Origin of the sequence: Heterorhizobium halophytocola (assembly GCF_017873095.1) — a bacterium.
Classification (GTDB): Bacteria; Pseudomonadota; Alphaproteobacteria; order Rhizobiales; family Rhizobiaceae; genus Allorhizobium; species Allorhizobium halophytocola.
This window is the reverse complement of the sequence record NZ_JAGGJU010000002.1, coordinates 109,417-123,941: the sequence shown is the minus strand read 5'-3', so window position 1 is coordinate 123,941 and position 14,525 is coordinate 109,417. Positions and strand designations below refer to the sequence as shown.

14 protein-coding genes and 2 pseudogenes are annotated in these 14,525 nt (G+C 61.0%); 8 read left to right on the top strand and 8 right to left on the bottom strand.

From position 1 onward, the window contains the following. Positions 1–4 precede the first annotated feature (4 nt). On the top strand, positions 5–931 hold the full coding sequence (locus J2Z17_RS03855) for a dihydrodipicolinate synthase family protein (RefSeq protein ID WP_209942401.1): 927 nt from the start codon (positions 5–7) through the stop codon (positions 929–931). Next, a complete protein-coding gene (locus J2Z17_RS03850; protein ID WP_209942400.1) occupies positions 931–1,686 on the top strand; it encodes an SDR family oxidoreductase in 756 nt (251 codons plus the stop codon). The genes J2Z17_RS03855 and J2Z17_RS03850 overlap by 1 nt, the downstream gene beginning before the upstream one ends. A 442-nt stretch (positions 1,687–2,128) precedes the next feature. On the opposite strand, the pseudogene J2Z17_RS03845 reads toward J2Z17_RS03850, so the two are convergent. From J2Z17_RS03845 to J2Z17_RS03835, 4 genes and pseudogenes are all read right to left on the bottom strand, one after another. Further along, a pseudogene (locus tag J2Z17_RS03845) lies at positions 2,129–2,566 on the bottom strand (4-hydroxythreonine-4-phosphate dehydrogenase PdxA); the annotation flags it as partial. Continuing rightward, positions 2,547–2,642 (bottom strand): annotated as a pseudogene (locus J2Z17_RS25580) (glutathione binding-like protein); the annotation flags it as partial. The pseudogenes J2Z17_RS03845 and J2Z17_RS25580, both read right to left, overlap by 20 nt. A 73-nt stretch (positions 2,643–2,715) precedes the next feature. After that, positions 2,716–3,105, bottom strand: coding sequence for a glutathione S-transferase family protein (locus tag J2Z17_RS25125; RefSeq protein ID WP_245223857.1), 390 nt, complete (start codon positions 3,103–3,105; stop codon positions 2,716–2,718). Positions 3,106–3,185: 80 nt separating this feature from the next. Next, positions 3,186–3,569: a DUF427 domain-containing protein gene (locus tag J2Z17_RS03835; protein WP_209942398.1), complete on the bottom strand. Its 384-nt coding sequence runs from the start codon at positions 3,567–3,569 to the stop codon at positions 3,186–3,188. 94 nt (positions 3,570–3,663) lie between these two features. On the opposite strand from J2Z17_RS03835, the gene J2Z17_RS03830 reads away from it, so the two are divergent. After that, on the top strand, positions 3,664–4,116 hold the full coding sequence (locus J2Z17_RS03830) for a LysR family transcriptional regulator (protein WP_209942396.1): 453 nt from the start codon (positions 3,664–3,666) through the stop codon (positions 4,114–4,116). Here the strand turns inward: J2Z17_RS03830 and J2Z17_RS03825 are convergent. Further along, entirely contained in the window at positions 4,000–5,388 is a 1,389-nt protein-coding gene (locus J2Z17_RS03825) for an aminotransferase-like domain-containing protein (protein ID WP_209942941.1), read from the bottom strand. The genes J2Z17_RS03830 and J2Z17_RS03825 overlap by 117 nt on opposite strands. A gap of 156 nt (positions 5,389–5,544) precedes the next feature. Between J2Z17_RS03825 and J2Z17_RS03820 the strand changes: the two genes are divergently transcribed. The 5 genes from J2Z17_RS03820 (at position 5,545) to J2Z17_RS03800 (ending at position 10,808) form a co-directional block, all read left to right on the top strand. Next, positions 5,545–6,849 carry a hydroxymethylglutaryl-CoA reductase, degradative gene (locus tag J2Z17_RS03820; protein WP_209942394.1) on the top strand — a complete coding sequence of 435 codons (1,305 nt, stop codon included), beginning with the start codon at positions 5,545–5,547 and terminating at the stop codon, positions 6,847–6,849. Positions 6,850–6,955: 106 nt separating this feature from the next. Further along, positions 6,956–8,005: a TRAP transporter substrate-binding protein DctP gene (gene dctP, locus J2Z17_RS03815; protein ID WP_209942392.1), complete on the top strand. Its 1,050-nt coding sequence runs from the start codon at positions 6,956–6,958 to the stop codon at positions 8,003–8,005. Positions 8,006–8,068: 63 nt separating this feature from the next. Further along, on the top strand, positions 8,069–8,608 hold the full coding sequence (locus J2Z17_RS03810; protein WP_209942390.1) for a TRAP transporter small permease subunit: 540 nt from the start codon (positions 8,069–8,071) through the stop codon (positions 8,606–8,608). Continuing rightward, complete coding sequence (locus J2Z17_RS03805; protein ID WP_209942388.1) at positions 8,608–9,918, top strand: TRAP transporter large permease; 1,311 nt, start codon at positions 8,608–8,610, stop codon at positions 9,916–9,918. Before J2Z17_RS03810 ends, J2Z17_RS03805 begins: the two co-directional genes overlap by 1 nt. Continuing rightward, entirely contained in the window at positions 9,915–10,808 is an 894-nt protein-coding gene (locus J2Z17_RS03800; RefSeq protein ID WP_209942386.1) for a hydroxymethylglutaryl-CoA lyase, read from the top strand. The genes J2Z17_RS03805 and J2Z17_RS03800 overlap by 4 nt, the downstream gene beginning before the upstream one ends. A gap of 351 nt (positions 10,809–11,159) precedes the next feature. Here the strand turns inward: J2Z17_RS03800 and J2Z17_RS03795 are convergent, their stop codons facing one another. The 3 genes from J2Z17_RS03795 to J2Z17_RS03785 form a co-directional block, all read right to left on the bottom strand. Beyond that, positions 11,160–12,167 carry a LacI family DNA-binding transcriptional regulator gene (locus J2Z17_RS03795; protein ID WP_209942939.1) on the bottom strand — a complete coding sequence of 336 codons (1,008 nt, stop codon included), beginning with the start codon at positions 12,165–12,167 and terminating at the stop codon, positions 11,160–11,162. A 132-nt stretch (positions 12,168–12,299) separates the two neighbouring features. Then, positions 12,300–13,580 (bottom strand): D-tagatose-bisphosphate aldolase, class II, non-catalytic subunit, encoded by a 1,281-nt coding sequence (locus J2Z17_RS03790; protein WP_209942384.1) that lies wholly within the window; start codon positions 13,578–13,580, stop codon positions 12,300–12,302. After that, positions 13,577–14,524, bottom strand: coding sequence for a tagatose kinase (locus J2Z17_RS03785; RefSeq protein ID WP_209942382.1), 948 nt, complete (start codon positions 14,522–14,524; stop codon positions 13,577–13,579). Before J2Z17_RS03785 ends, J2Z17_RS03790 begins: the two co-directional genes overlap by 4 nt. Between the last annotated feature and the right edge of the window lies 1 nt (position 14,525).

The window sequence follows — 14,525 nt, the reverse complement described above, 5'->3', positions numbered from 1 at the left end:
GCGCATGGCTCTCATCACCACAGAGACGAAGGGTGTCTTCGTCATCGCCGCCACGCCGTTTGAAGACGACGGGGCACTGGACCGCGAAAGCATCGACCGGATGGTCGATTTCTACTACGACAAGGGCGCCGACGGGCTTACCATTCTCGGCATGATGGGGGAGGCGCCGAAGCTTACCCAGGCCGAGGCGATCGAGGTGACGAAGCGCACCATCCAGCGTTCGGGCGACAAGCCGGTCGTGGTCGGCGTTTCGGCGCCGGGGCTTGCCGCGATCGGCGAACTGACCAAGGCGGTGATGGATCTCGGCGCTGCCGGCGTCATGGTCGCGCCGCCATCATCGCTGCGCACCGACGACCAGATCATCACCTATTACCGCAATGTCGTCGATACCGTCGGCACCGAGGTACCGGTCGTGCTGCAGGATTTCCCGCTGTCGACCGGCGTGCAGATCTCGTCGAAGACGCTCGGCACGATCTTCGAGAACCATGCCTCCATCGTCATGCTGAAGCACGAGGACTGGCCGGGCCTGCAGAAGATCGCCGATCTGCGCGATGCCGAAGCCAAGGGCCGTCGCCGCACCTCGATCCTGTGCGGCAATGCCGGCGTCTTCCTGCCGGAAGAAATGCAGCGCGGTGCCGACGGCGCGATGACCGGCTTTGCCTATCCGGAAATGATGGTCGACGTGGTGCGCCTGTCGAACGAGGGCCAGCCCGACGTTGCCCGGGACGTGTTCGACGCCTATCTGCCGCTGGTGCGCTACGAGCAGCAGCCGGGCCTTGGCCTTGCGGTGCGCAAATACGTGCTCGCCAAGCGCGGCGCGATCAAGAGCGCTGCCCAGCGCCGTCCCGGCGCTGCCCTCAATGCCGCGGCGATCGCCGACGTTGAGACGCTGATCGAACGACAGACCCGCAAACTGGAGCTGCTGAACTAATGGATTTTGGTATTTCGGGTAAGAAGGCGCTGGTTCTCGGCGCAAGCCGCGGCCTTGGCGCCGCAATCGCCAAGGCGCTGGTTGCCGAGGGCGTGCATGTCTATGCAGCCGCCCGCAATGTCGACAAGATCGTCGTCGGCGACAAGATGACGCCGGTTCAGCTCGACCTCTCCGACAAGGCCTCGGTCGATGCACTGATTGCCAGGATGAAGGGCGAGGGCATCGAGATCCTCGTCAACAATAGCGGCGGCCCGAAGGCGGGCCCCGCAGTCGGACAGACCCGTGAAGCTTGGTCCTCCTCCTTCGAAATGATGGCGACCTCGCTGTTTGCGATCACCGATGCCCTGCTGGAAGGCATGATGGCGGGCGGCTGGGGCCGCATCATCACCGTCGGCTCCTCCGGCGTCGAGCAGCCGATCGCCAATCTGGCGCTGTCGAACGGCGTGCGCGCCGCAATCGCCGGATGGTCGAAGACGCTGGCCTCAGAGGTCGCCGGCAAGGGCGTCACCGTCAACATGATCCTGCCGGGTCGTATCGACACCGACCGGGTGCGCGAACTCGACGGCATCAAGGCCGACAAAACCGGCAAGAGCGTCGAGTCCGTGCAGGAAGCCTCGCGCAACGACATTCCGGTCGGCCGCTATGGTCGCCCCGAGGAATTCGGTGCCGTTGCAGCCTTCCTCGCCAGCGTCCCGGCAAGCTTCGTCAACGGCTCGATGGTCCGCGTCGATGGCGGGATGATCAAGGGCCTTTGACAGGTCAGCCTGGGACTTCTTCGCGGATGCCCGCTGGTGCAGAAGGCAGGGGAAAGTTCCAGGCAATAGCGCTCCATGTGAAGGGGGCACGGCTGTGCCGGCCCCACCCTGCCGCGGCCGACGAAAGGTGACAGGGGCCAGAATCAGACCGGCAGTCCGGCCAAGGAGCCGCAAGGGAAATTGGTATCCTCCGGATGCACCGTGCAAAAGGTCGTCCGAGGGGGATTCAAAGCTTCGGCCGATCGGGAGTACGAAGGCGTTCCACTGCTTGGCTTCGTGGAGCCCGGACGCATGGCTTAAGAGCAGGTCATGCCAGGGTATGGGATCCAACATGCGGGCGACCTTATGACTTCCATCACCCCTGTTCGCTTCCGCACGCGCCGTGATGCTGGAACGGCATGCATTGCCTATCACCCATTGCTGCCGGCTTGGTGACCGCCATTCAGCGTGCCAGTTTGCCGGCGTAGTCGAGGGCGGACAGCATGTTGACGTGATTGGCGATCCCCTTGCCGGCAATGTCGAAGGCCGTGCCATGATCGACGGAGACGTGGTCGATGGGCAATCCGAGCGACACGTTCACCGCTGTGTCGAAGGCGATCAGCTTGATCGGAATGTGGCCCTGGTCGTGATATTGCGCGATCACCAGGTCGAAGGCCCCTTGATAGACCCGATGATAGACCGTGTCGGCCGAGATCGGGCCGACGACATTAATGCCGTCCGCCTTGGCCATATCGACACCGGGCAGAATTTGCAGGTCGTCTTCCCGGCCGAACAGCCCGTTCTCGCCGCGGTACGTGGTCGAGCAATCGCTGCTGCCACGCAACCAGGTTCGGGCATTCCGAAAACGGCACTTTGGTACGTGCATTCTGCAAAAATGGCGCCGCGATATCGATGTCGGCGAGCGTCAGATGGTCGCCCACGACAAATCGGTGCTCCGCCAGATGCGCGTCGAGCACGGCCGCAGCCGCACGGATTTGCCGAACGCCAATTGGACAATGCTTTCATCCACGGACTGACCCATGAAGGGCTTTACGATCCGCTCATCGAAGGTGAGCGTTGAAAAGACCCGCCACTGTTCACCCGACCAGAACATCCACTGCAAGAGTTGATAGCGCCGGTGGCGCCAAGGAGGTCCGAGCCCGATTTCTCGGCTAGATAGATGTTGATCGCAGACGATTCATAGAGAACGACACCATCATCCACCATGACGGGGGAAAGGCCATGCGGATTGCGCCTCAGGAACTCAGGTGTATGGCTCTCGCCCTTGAAGAGGTCGATATTCACGGGCTCGACGTCGATGCCCATGATCGTTGCGGCTGCGATGACGCGACGTCGGCTGCCTGAGCCAAGGATCGCCGTAAATCCGGATTGCCATAAATATTCCTTTCGCTCCGGCGCCCCAACGGGCTGGTGAGACATCGAGTCTCACATTCCGAAAACGAATGGAATTGACGAGTATTCCATAGCATCTATTCTGAAATCGAATGATGCCGCTCGATCTATGTGGGCGTGCCGACGAGCTCGATCGAAACGCGGTCGGGATAAAAGGCAAGGTAGCCAGCGATCTCGCTTACCGCTTCGAAGGGCATTTCGTAGGACCACACACAGTTCACTCCGCGATCTCCAAGCGCGGGTAGGCTGTAATACCGGGCCTCGCCTTTGTACGGGCAATAGGTCCTGTGTTCCGAACTCTCAAGAAGGGACATGTCGACATCGCGGCGCGGTATGTATCGAACAGGCGGGTAATGGGCTTCCGAAAGCGTCAGGGCGCCGGTGGTTTCCGCGATGCGAACCGGGCCGCTTCTGACGACGACAGCCGATGAACAGGGGTCAACTGTGATCGGATGACTGTCATCCGGGGTGAGGACTTTGCGATCGGTCATGAGGGGCCCTTTCGGCTACGGGTTTTTTTGCACCTGAGCATTCTATGAAGATAAGGGGCCGCAATGCGTTCAGTTCAATGCCGGAATGAAATTCATGGATAAGCTGGACGCGATGCGCATGTTCGTGCGCGTCGTCGAAAACGGAAGCTTTTCCCAGACGGCGCGAGACGTGAATGTAAGCCAGCCAACGATCAGCAAACAGCTGGCTGCGCTCGAATTGCGCCTCGGCACGCAACTTCTTGCACGAAGTTCCCGCGCTCTGGCCGTGACATCGGCAGGGCAGGAGTACTACGAGACCGCCGTTCGCATCCTCGCAGATATCGACGCCGCCGAAGAGAAAATTCGTGATGGCCAATCGTCACCGTCGGGGCTCGTCCGCGTGACACTTTCGCCGGCATTCGGAACGACCTTGTCTGCGTTTCGATCCGGATCAGGAAACGCCGAACTCTCGTCGTGCGAAATCCTGAAAAACCGGATCATCCACATAGGCGATGTTGAGCCGCAGGAAACTCCGTTGGCTGCGCGTGCCTTCGATCTCGAACACTGATCCTGGCGCCAGAAAAATGCTTTCGCGGGCCGCTCTGCGCGCCAGTTCTATATCGTCAATTCCTTCGGGCAAAGGCACCCACAGATAATAGCCGCCGCCGTCCTCGATCCACGGCTGAAGGCCAAGCTTGCGCAAGATGCGGATGGCGACAAGCTGGGCCTCCCTGACACGCTCATTGAGACGCTTGAGATGATGGCGATAGTGGCCATCATTGAGCACGGCATGGACGATTCGTTCGACGTAACCGGACGAATTGACGATCGTGAGCATCTTCATATTGGCCAGATGCCCCGTCACCTCGGGTGCGGCAGCGATATAGCCAACTCTGAGACTCGCGGACAGGATCTTGGCGAAGGTGCCGATATAGATGACGCGGCGCAATTGATCGAGGGCTGCAAGCCGGGGCGCACTCGACGGCATCAAATCGCCGAAGGCATCGTCCTCGACCACCATGAGATCCAGCTTTTCCGCGATGCGCAGGATATCGTGAGCGCGACCGAGGGTAAGCGAACTGCCTGTCGGATTGTGGGCGAGCGACTGGGTGAAGAAGAAACGGGCGCCGCTCGCCTGCGCCTTGCGCGCGAGATCTTCGGGATCCGGTCCGTCGATGCCCCGATGGACACCCACCATGCGGGCGCCGGCAAGCTTGAGTTTTGCAAAAAGTGGATAATAGCCGGGGCTATCCGTCAGCACCGCATCACCAGGGCGCAGGTACTGGCGAATAATCAGATCGAAGGCATGGTTGGCGCCGAGCGTCAGCAGAATGTGGTCGGGCCTGACCCCGATCGAACGTTCGGCCAGCAGGCGTGACAAGGTCTGGCGTAAGGGTTCGAAGCCGATCGGGCTTTCATAGGCATGTTCGAACAGACCACGATGACCGCTGGCAATGTTGCGCAGATGGCTCTTCAGCACCGACCCTTCCACCCATTCGGCAGGCGGCCGGCCTTCGCCAAGCCGCACAGTGAAGTTGTGTTCCAGCTGTTCGCGCAAAAGCGTCGCGATATCGACCGCCTCCACCAGGCGCACCGTGACGGGATCCTCCACCCTTGTCTGGCTGCCCGTCACATAATAGCCAGCGCCGTGCCGCGGTTCGATGTAGCCACGCGCCACCAGTCGGTCATACGCCTCCACTATGGTGTTTTTCGAGACTCTATAGGCCGAGGCCGCCGCCCGCAGCGAGCGCAACTTCGTGCCTCTGGGGATCACGCCCTCGGTGATCGACAACGCGATCCGCGACGCGATCCGTTGCGCCTTGCCGTCCTCTGTGACCATCCGACCTCCAACTGTCTCCGAAATACAAATGGTACAGCAGATCGGAACACGCGCCAACTGTACCTTGCGGATATGGTACAATATTGCGAGCTTGTGGGAAAGCTTGGACGCCACGATGAGGAGATGGCATCCGGGAGAAGTTCTATCGGGAGGATAATGGTGAAAGCGCAATCGGGCGTCGCAAACTCGCGTCTGGAAAGTTTCCGGAACCTCAAGCCGTCAGAACGGTGGCAAAAAGTGGTCGAAACGGTCGGCCTCAGCACGGATGACGCAGATCTGCTCGCATCCGCAGGTGCCCTGCCAATCGATACCGCAGACGGTATGATCGAAAACGTCGTCGGCACGTTCGAACTGCCGATGGGCGTTGCCGCCAACTTCACCATCAATGGTATGGACTACATCATCCCCATGGTCGTCGAGGAGCCGTCGATCATCGCTGCAGCCTCCTTCATGGCACGCATTGTGCGCGGCTGCGGCGGGTTCATGGCGGATGTCACGGAACCCTTGATGCGCGCGCAGGTGCAGGTCGTAGGCCTGTCGGATCCCTATGGTGCACGGTTGAAGATCCTGTCAGAGCGGACACGGATCATCGAGGCGGCCAATGCCTGCGACAAGGTTCTGGTGGAGCTTGGCGGCGGCTGCCGCGACATAGAGGTTCACGTCTTCCCCGACACGCCGGGCGGCGCAATGGCCGTGATGCATCTTATTGTCGACGTGCGGGACGCAATGGGGGCTAACACGGTCAACACCATGGCCGAGCGCGTGGCACCGCTGATTGAGGAATTGACAGGCGGCACGGTGCGCCTGCGCATCCTGTCGAACCTGGCTGATCTGCGCCTGGCGCGTTGTCGCGTCGTGGTAACGCCAGCAGCACTCGCCACCAAGGACATCACGGGCGAAGACATGATCGACCGCATGGTCGGGGCCTACCAGTTCGCTGCAATCGATCCCTACCGGGCAGCCACCCACAACAAGGGCATCATGAACGGCATCGACCCGCTGATCGTCGCGACCGGCAATGACTGGCGCGCGATCGAGGCCGGGGCCCATGTCTGGGCCGTGCGCAAGGGACACTACACCTCGCTGACGACCTGGGAGAAGGACGCGAACGGCTGTCTGGTCGGTACACTGGAATTGCCGATGGCGGTGGGCATTGTCGGCGGTGCGACGAAGACCCATCCGCTGGCGAAGCTTGCCCTTCGGATCCTGAACATTCATTCGGCCGCCGAACTGGCCAGGATCTGCGTCGCACTCGGGCTGGCGCAGAATATGGCCGCGATGCGGGCGCTCGCAACCGAAGGCATCCAGCGCGGTCACATGGCATTGCATGCGCGCAATATCGCCATTGTCGCCGGCGCCGCGGGAATGGAGATCGAAGCCGTTGCCAAGCAGCTCGCCGCCGCCCATGACGTCCGCGTCGAGCGTGCACGCGATCTGCTTGCCGAACTGCGGGGGAAATGAGATCGACGGGAGCCACGGGCGTGGCTCCCTCAAGCATGGCCGGATGGGACCGGTTCAGGAGGAAAGCCCTCAAGGGCTTAAGAGAGTTCATCAAAGGGAGGTAACTATGCCAATCGATATCCGTCGCCGTTCGCTGTTTCAACTCACCGCCGGCGGTCTTGTCGCCGTAGCTGCCACAAGGCTTGCCACACCGGCCATCGCTCAGGACAGCAAGGTGTCCTGGCGTATGCAGTCGCTCTGGGACGGCGGCACGACGCCGCAGAAATACGAGGAGATCTTCGTCAAAAAGGTTGCCGAAAAGACCGGCGGAGCCTTTGAGCTGAAGCTGTTCTCCGCCGGGCAGATCGTACCACCCGCGCAGTCCTTCGACGCCGTGCGCGGCGGCGCCTTTCAACTGATGAAGACGTTTGACGGCTACACGGCCGGCAAGATCCCGGCCCATGCCTTCACCAGCACCATCCCCTTCGGCTACAAAAAATCCGAGGACTATGCCGCCTGGTTCTACGAGCTCGGCGGGATCGACATGGCGCGCGAGTCGTATGCGCCGGCCGGCCTGCACTATATCGCGCCGACGATCTATGACCAGGAACCCATCCACTCCAAGGTCGAGATCCACACGGTTGCCGATTTCAGCGGCAAGAAGGGCCGATTTACCGGCCTTGCTTCCACCGTAATGGGCGCGTTCGGCGTGGCCGTGACGCCGCTACCGACATCCGAGGTCTATTCGGCACTGGACAAGGGACTGATCGACATCGCCGATCGCGGCGACCTTCAGGCTAATCTCGATGCAGGTCTGGCGGAAGTTGCCAGATACATCATTCTTCCCGGCGTGCACCAGCCGACCACGGCAACGTCCTATGTCGCCAACAAGGCTGCCTTTGACGGTTTGCCGGATGACTTCAAGCAGGCGCTCGCCGATTCCGCCAAGGAAGTCTCGGATGAGTATCAGGCCAACAAGACCAAAACCGACGCCTCCGCGCTGGAGGCCTTCAAGAAGGCCGGGGTCACGGTGATCGAACTCGATGAGGCCGATGTCACCGGGAGCCGCGCCAAGGCTGCCGAAGCCTGGCGCACTGCGGCCAAGAGCGACGCGCTGGCGAACAAGATATTGGACAGCCAGATCGCGCAGATGAAAAAGCTCGGGCTCCTGACGTAAACGTGTCTCGCGGGCGTGTCCGGACATGGCACGCCCATCATATGCTCCAGCCATTGGGCGCCCATGCCGAAATCCGTTCGAATTCTCTATGACGCAATCACGCAGCTGAATCGGATCGTTTTCAAGATCGCGAGCGCGCTGATGTTCATCATCGTGCCCGTCATGCTGTTTGCCGTCATATCCCGCTATGTCTTCGACTCCCCGTCCTCGTGGGCCATGGAACTGGCGACGCTGGTGTTCGGCCCGTATTTTCTGCTGGCGGGGCCCTATCTCCTGCATGAACGGGGGCATGTCAGCCTCGACCTCGTGCAAAACTCAGTCGGTCCCGGTATTCGGCGTGCGCTCGAAGTCGTCAACTATCCCATTATCATCGCCTTCTGCGTCATCCTGCTATTTTACGCAGTACCGTTCGCACAGCAGTCCTGGGACTACGGTGAAACCTCCTATTCCTCTTGGAACCCGGTGATCTGGCCGGTGAAGCTTTTCATCCCCGTGGCGCTTGTCCTGCTTGGCCTTCAGGCCGCCGCCGAATGGTTGCGCGTCATGCTGGATCCAGCCGCGGTCACGGCTGACGGCGATGCCGATCACAAGGTGGTCAGCTGATGTCGTCGACCGAAATCCTCATCATCATGTTCGGTGGCCTCAGCCTCTTCCTGTTGGCGGGCCTTCCGGTCGCCTTCGTCCTTGGCGGCCTGTCGGTGCTGTTTACGGTGCTCTTCTGGGACTCCAGCGCACTCGTCGTGCTGGTGCTGCAGATGTTCGACACCATGCATTCCGAAGCGCTGCTCGGGATCCCGCTCTATATCTTCATGGCTTTGCTGCTACAGCGGTCCGACGTGATCCGCGATCTCTACACCGCTATGGAATTGTGGTTCGGTCGTGTCCGCGGCGGGCTTGCGATCGGCACTGTCTTCATCTGCCTGGTCATGGCCGCCATGACCGGCGTCGTCGGCGCGGCCGTTACCGCCATGGGCATCCTGGCGCTACCCGAGATGCTGAAACGCGGCTACGATCCAAGACTGGCCTCGGGCACAATCTGCGCGTCGGGCACGCTCGGCATTCTCATCCCGCCATCGGTACTGACCATCGTCTATTCGGTGACGGCGCAGGTTTCCATCGGCAAGATGCTGATCGCCGGCATCGTACCCGGCATTCTGCTCGGTTTGCTCTATATCGGCTACATCATCATCGTCGGCATCCTGCGGCCGGAGATGATTCCGCCGGGCAATACCGGGCGACGCGCAAGCTGGAGCGAAAAGTTCACCGCCCTGAAGACCCTGATCCTTCCCGCGATGATCATCGTCATGGTGCTAGGCTCGATCTTCTTCGGCATTGCTACGCCGACAGAGGCGGCGTCCGTTGGTGTGCTCGGCGCTGGCGTGGCATCCCTGCTGCGCGGCAATCTCAATCTTGCTATGCTGTGGGATTGCGCACAGGGCACGATGAGAACCACCGGCATGATCCTGTGGATCACCCTCGGCGCCAAGGCCTATGTCGCGATCTTTACCGGTCTTGGTGGGGCCGACACCCTGTTCCAGCTTCTGGAGGGTCTCAACGCCAACCGTTACGTCGTCCTGATCCTGATGATGCTGATCCTCGTCTTCCTCGGCACCGTCCTCGACGAGATCGGCATTATCCTGCTGACTGTCCCGGTCTTCCTGCCGGTCGTACAGTTCTACGGATTCGACCAGATCTGGTTCGGGGTGCTGTTCGCGCTGACGATTCAGATGGGCTATATCAGCCCGCCGTTTGGCTACACGCTATTCTATATCAAGGGAACCTTGCCGCCAGGCATCGGCATGGCCACAGTCTATCGCGGGATCCTGCCATTCTTCTTTCTGCAGATGCTCGGACTTGTCATCTGCGTGCTGTTGCCGGATTTCGTCACCTGGCTTCCTGATCTCATGCGGTGAGCAAGATGGCTGTCGACAAGGTAACAATCGTTGAGGTGGGCCCACGAGACGGACTGCAGAACGAAGCAGGCTTCGTCGATACGTCGCAAAAGGTCGCGCTGATCAACCTATTAAGCGACTGTGGCTTTCGGCGCATCGAAGCCACGAGCTTTGTCTCGCCCCGGTGGGTACCGCAGATGGCCGACGCGACGGAGGTGATGGCACGGATCGAGCGCCAACCGGAGACGGTCTATTCCGTGCTGACCCCAAATCTAAGAGGTTTTGAGGCGGCCGTCGCCGCGCGTGCCGACGAAGTCGCAATCTTCGCCTCGGCATCGGAGACCTTCAGCCGCCGCAACATCAATTGCACCATAGCCGAAAGCCTGGCGCGTTTTCGCCCTCTGGCGGATGCTGCGCGGCGTGCGGCTATTCCATTGCGGGGTTATGTTTCATGTGTCGTCGAGTGTCCCTACGAAGGCCCGGTCTTGCCAAGCGCCGTTGCGAGGGTAACCGCAGAACTGCTGGCGCTCGGCTGCCATGAGGTCAGCCTTGGCGATACTCTGGGCCAGGGGTCTCCGGAAACGATCGGTCCCATGCTGGATAGCGTGCTGGCTGTCGCGCCCGTGGAGCGATTGGCCGGCCATTTTCACGATACCAATGGGCGCGCGACCGAGAGCATAGAACTGAGCCTCAATCGCGGGATACGGGTATTCGACAGTGCAATCGGCGGCCTCGGCGGATGTCCTTATGCTCCCGGTGCAAAAGGCAATGTCGATACGATGAAGGTGCAGGCCCTGATGGAGCGGCTCGGCTTTGAGACTGGCCTCAGAACCGAGGGCCTTGAGGCGGCAAACGCCTTCGCACTGGCAATGCGGCCGAACGAGAGAGTCTCGACGCAATCCGCGCGATGACCGGCATGTGGCCAAGACGAAACGATGGAACTGGGTTCCCCTTCGGCCGCGAAGGCGGAGTTGATGCCGAGCCCAGAGCACCGCTCGCACAACGCATGGAATATCCGAGCCGAAAAGTCTGATCTTGCTGTGCGACGACGACAGCGAGGTGTGAGGCCCTTGAAATCCACGCGCCGATGTCAGCGGTCCATCTGAACTCATGGCCAGATGGCCAATCGCTTTCTTCTTCACCAGAAATACGTCACCTCCGCAGACCATCGCCAACTTCGGGCCCACGCCACCTCGACATGGCGGGAAATCTCTTTATCCAAGGAGGCGTGAACACTATGCCCGATGGTGGCAAACGCTCGGTCAGGCCGAGCTGCGTAGCATGATCTGCGCTTCGAGCAGGATGCGCTTGCCGTCGGGTGGCGGATCTTCCTCGTCGAGGCGGGAGAGCAGAAGCTGCGTCGCAAGCCTGCCGATTTCGTCGTAGTTCTGTGCTACCGTGGTGATCGGCGGGCAGGCATAGCGCGACAGGGGATGGTCGTCATGTCCCGCGATGCGGATATCGAATGCGTCTCCGCGCCCGACCTTCAAGCCGGATTGCCATGCCGCGGCGATCGCGCCGAAGGCAATGCGATCATTGGCGCAGAGCACGGTGCGGGTTGGTAGGCTTTTCTTGCTTTTGAGCCGTTTCAGCATCTCGTCAAAGCCGAACTTTTCGAAGTCCCAGTTCCTGTGAGATGCCGTCTCCAGGATCTCGGGCATCATGCCGAGCGATTGCATCGCCTCGACATAGGCAAGTTCGCGGGTGTGGGCATTGGTGTTGACGCCGGGCATGCCGAGATAACAGGGCGGCTCGCCGGACCGGCAAAGATAATCGACGATCAGGCGGAAGCTCTGACGATTGTCGGTACCGACAAAGGAGGAGGTCTCGTCGAGCGGCGAATCGACATAGACGAGGGGGATGCTCTTGCCGAGCTCGCTCAACGTGTCGTGATGCGAGCTGGCACCGAGCGGGGCGATGATAGCGCCGGCGATGTTCAGCGACTTCAGCGTCTCGATCGCGCGCTCCTCCAGTTCCGGATTGCCATCCGACGACAAAAGGACGGCAAGCAGACCCGCCTCGTTGGCGATCAGTTCGACGCGACGGGTCAGGGCCATGTAGAACGGGTCGGTCGAATTCGGAATGATGATGCCGAGAATATTGCTGCGCCGGCGATTGAGATTCATCGCGAACATATTCGGCCGGAAGCCGGACTGCTTGATCGCCGCTTCGATCCGCTCCCGGGTCTTGGCGCGCACCGACCCCGGCTCGTTGAAATATTTCGACACCGTCGGGCGAGAGAGCCCGACCAGCTCGGCGAATTCTTCCATCGTCCTGATCGGTGGTCTTTCCACGCTGTTTTTTCCCTCATAATCCAGAATCAAAACGATTTAATTCAGGTCAGGTCGGATGTTAACCGAACGGCCCGTCAAAGCCACATGGCCGAACTAAATCCACAATCCTTAGCTGCGGCAGGCGCTGAAATAATCCTCGAGAACAGCGCCGACGGCGGAGATCGCCAGATCATGAGCGCGCGGCTTTACCACGCCGTCGCGGACCTTTTGGTAACTGGCGCCAAGATACTGGCTGATCATCGTCTCGGGAATGTCGACGTTTTCGAGCAAATCGAACAGCTGCCCAACCGCTGCGCTGACCTCCGGCTGCGGCCAGTAATAGCGGATGCGGTCGCTATAGCTGAAATGGCGCTGGGCATGCCTTTCGCCGTCGTCGCCGTGATAGTATTTCTCCCAGTTCTCCGGCCTGGCAAGCATCACGGCTTCCAGCGTGTCGATCAGGCTTTTTTGGCGCTTTTCCGGAAACAAAAAGGTGGCGATCCGGTCGAGGCCGTAAAGCGCCTCGCGCAGGGCAAAGGTCAGCCCGGGACCGACCTTGAGGATGGCAAAACCATCGTCGACAAGCGCGGTCAGAGCCTCGCGCGTCTGGTAGTCCGTCGAGTGCGCCTCGAACACGAAGGCGGGCATCCGGCCAAGCGTGGCGCTGAGTGTGGCGGCGGCAGGCCGGTCATAGGCAATCACATTCTCGTTGCCGAATTCGACGCCCGGCTGGACAACGGCGGCAATCGCCCGGCCGAAAACCTCCGACAGTTCCGCATCGGCAAAGGCCTTTTGGTGGATCCGGACCGTCTCGAGTGCCGCCTCGGGCTGCGTCACCTCGAGAATGTCGAGTTCCTCCATGGCGCCGCCCGGGATCGGTACCTCGGTGCCGATGATATAGACCGGCTTCACGCCGCCGGTCTCGGCGACAACCTTTTCGGCAACGCCGGCAAGGTTTGCCGCACGCTCCGCCGTGATTGCGTCGGGCAGGGCAACCGGCTCGCCGGCACAGCCCATTGAGGTGTCGAGATGCAGCTTGGTGAACCCGGCGCGGGCATAGGCCGCAATCATGACGCGCGCCTTTTCCATCGCGTCTGCCGCCGGCAGCGCCTTCCACGGATTGGGGCCGAGATGGTCCCCGCCGAGGATCAGCCGATCAAGGGGGAACCCGGTCTTCCCGGCGATCTCCTCGACGAAGGTGCGGAAACTGGCCGGGGTCATGCCGGTATAGCCGCCGTCCTGGTTAACCTGATTACAGGTCGCTTCGACAAGCAAATAACCGCCATCCGTCAATGCATGCAGCATCGACGCCTCAATGACGATCGGATGGGCCGAGCAGATCGACGGGATGCCGTTTGGCCCGGGCGAGGATTTCCAGCTTGCGATATCGCTGAGTGGATTCTTCGTCATGATGGTTCTCCAGCGGCGGAAATCAGGGCTTGAAGTTCGGCGCGCGTGGAGGTGCCTTCCATCGGTCCGACCTTGGTGACGGCGAGGGCCCCGGACGCGGCCGCTTGCGCAAGCGCGACAGCGGGTGCAGCACCTTCCAGCCAGAAGCTGACGAAGGTAGCACCAAAACTGTCGCCTGCGCCTGTCGGGTCGTGTTCCTCGACGACAAATCCGGGATGGCTGATGCGGGTCGTGGCGTCAAAATACGAGGCGCCCTTGGCACCGCGTTTGAGCACTACCGCCTTGATGTCGGTCGCCAGCAATTCTTCAACCGCGGCCTCTTCCTCTGTCGCCGCGGCAAACAGGAAGAGCTCCTCCCCGCTCGGCAGGAACAGGTCGGTCTGTGTGAGGACACGAGACAATGCTTCGCGCATGCCCGGTGCCTTGAGGGTCTCGGGTCTGAGGTTGGGGTCGAACGAGACCGTACCACCACGCGCCTTGATGTTCTCGATGGCGGCCATGACGGAGTCGATGACCGTTTCACCATAGAGCGCTGTGCCCATGACGTGCAGATGGGTGCATTCCCCGATAAGCCGGCGGTTGTCATCGTTCAGCGTGATCGTGCCGCAGGCGCTGTGGCGGATATTGAACACGAAGGCGCGGCTGCCGTCGTTCCTATAGCGAACGAAAGCGCTTCCGGTCGTGCCCTGCGGGTCGACCTCAACGCCGGACACGTCGACCCCGTCGGCTTTTAGTCTGGCGAGATTGACGTGGCCGAAGTCATCATCACCAACGCGCGAAATAATGGCGCAGGGCGTGCCGAGCTTGCCGACCTGGTCGATAAAGATCGCCGGCGCACCCGAAGGGAACGGCCCGATCAAACGGACGGGCGCCCGAAAACCGTCGCCTTTCTCCGTCGCGATGATCTCGACGAGAATTTCGCCGATAGTGAGTATCTTGGTCATG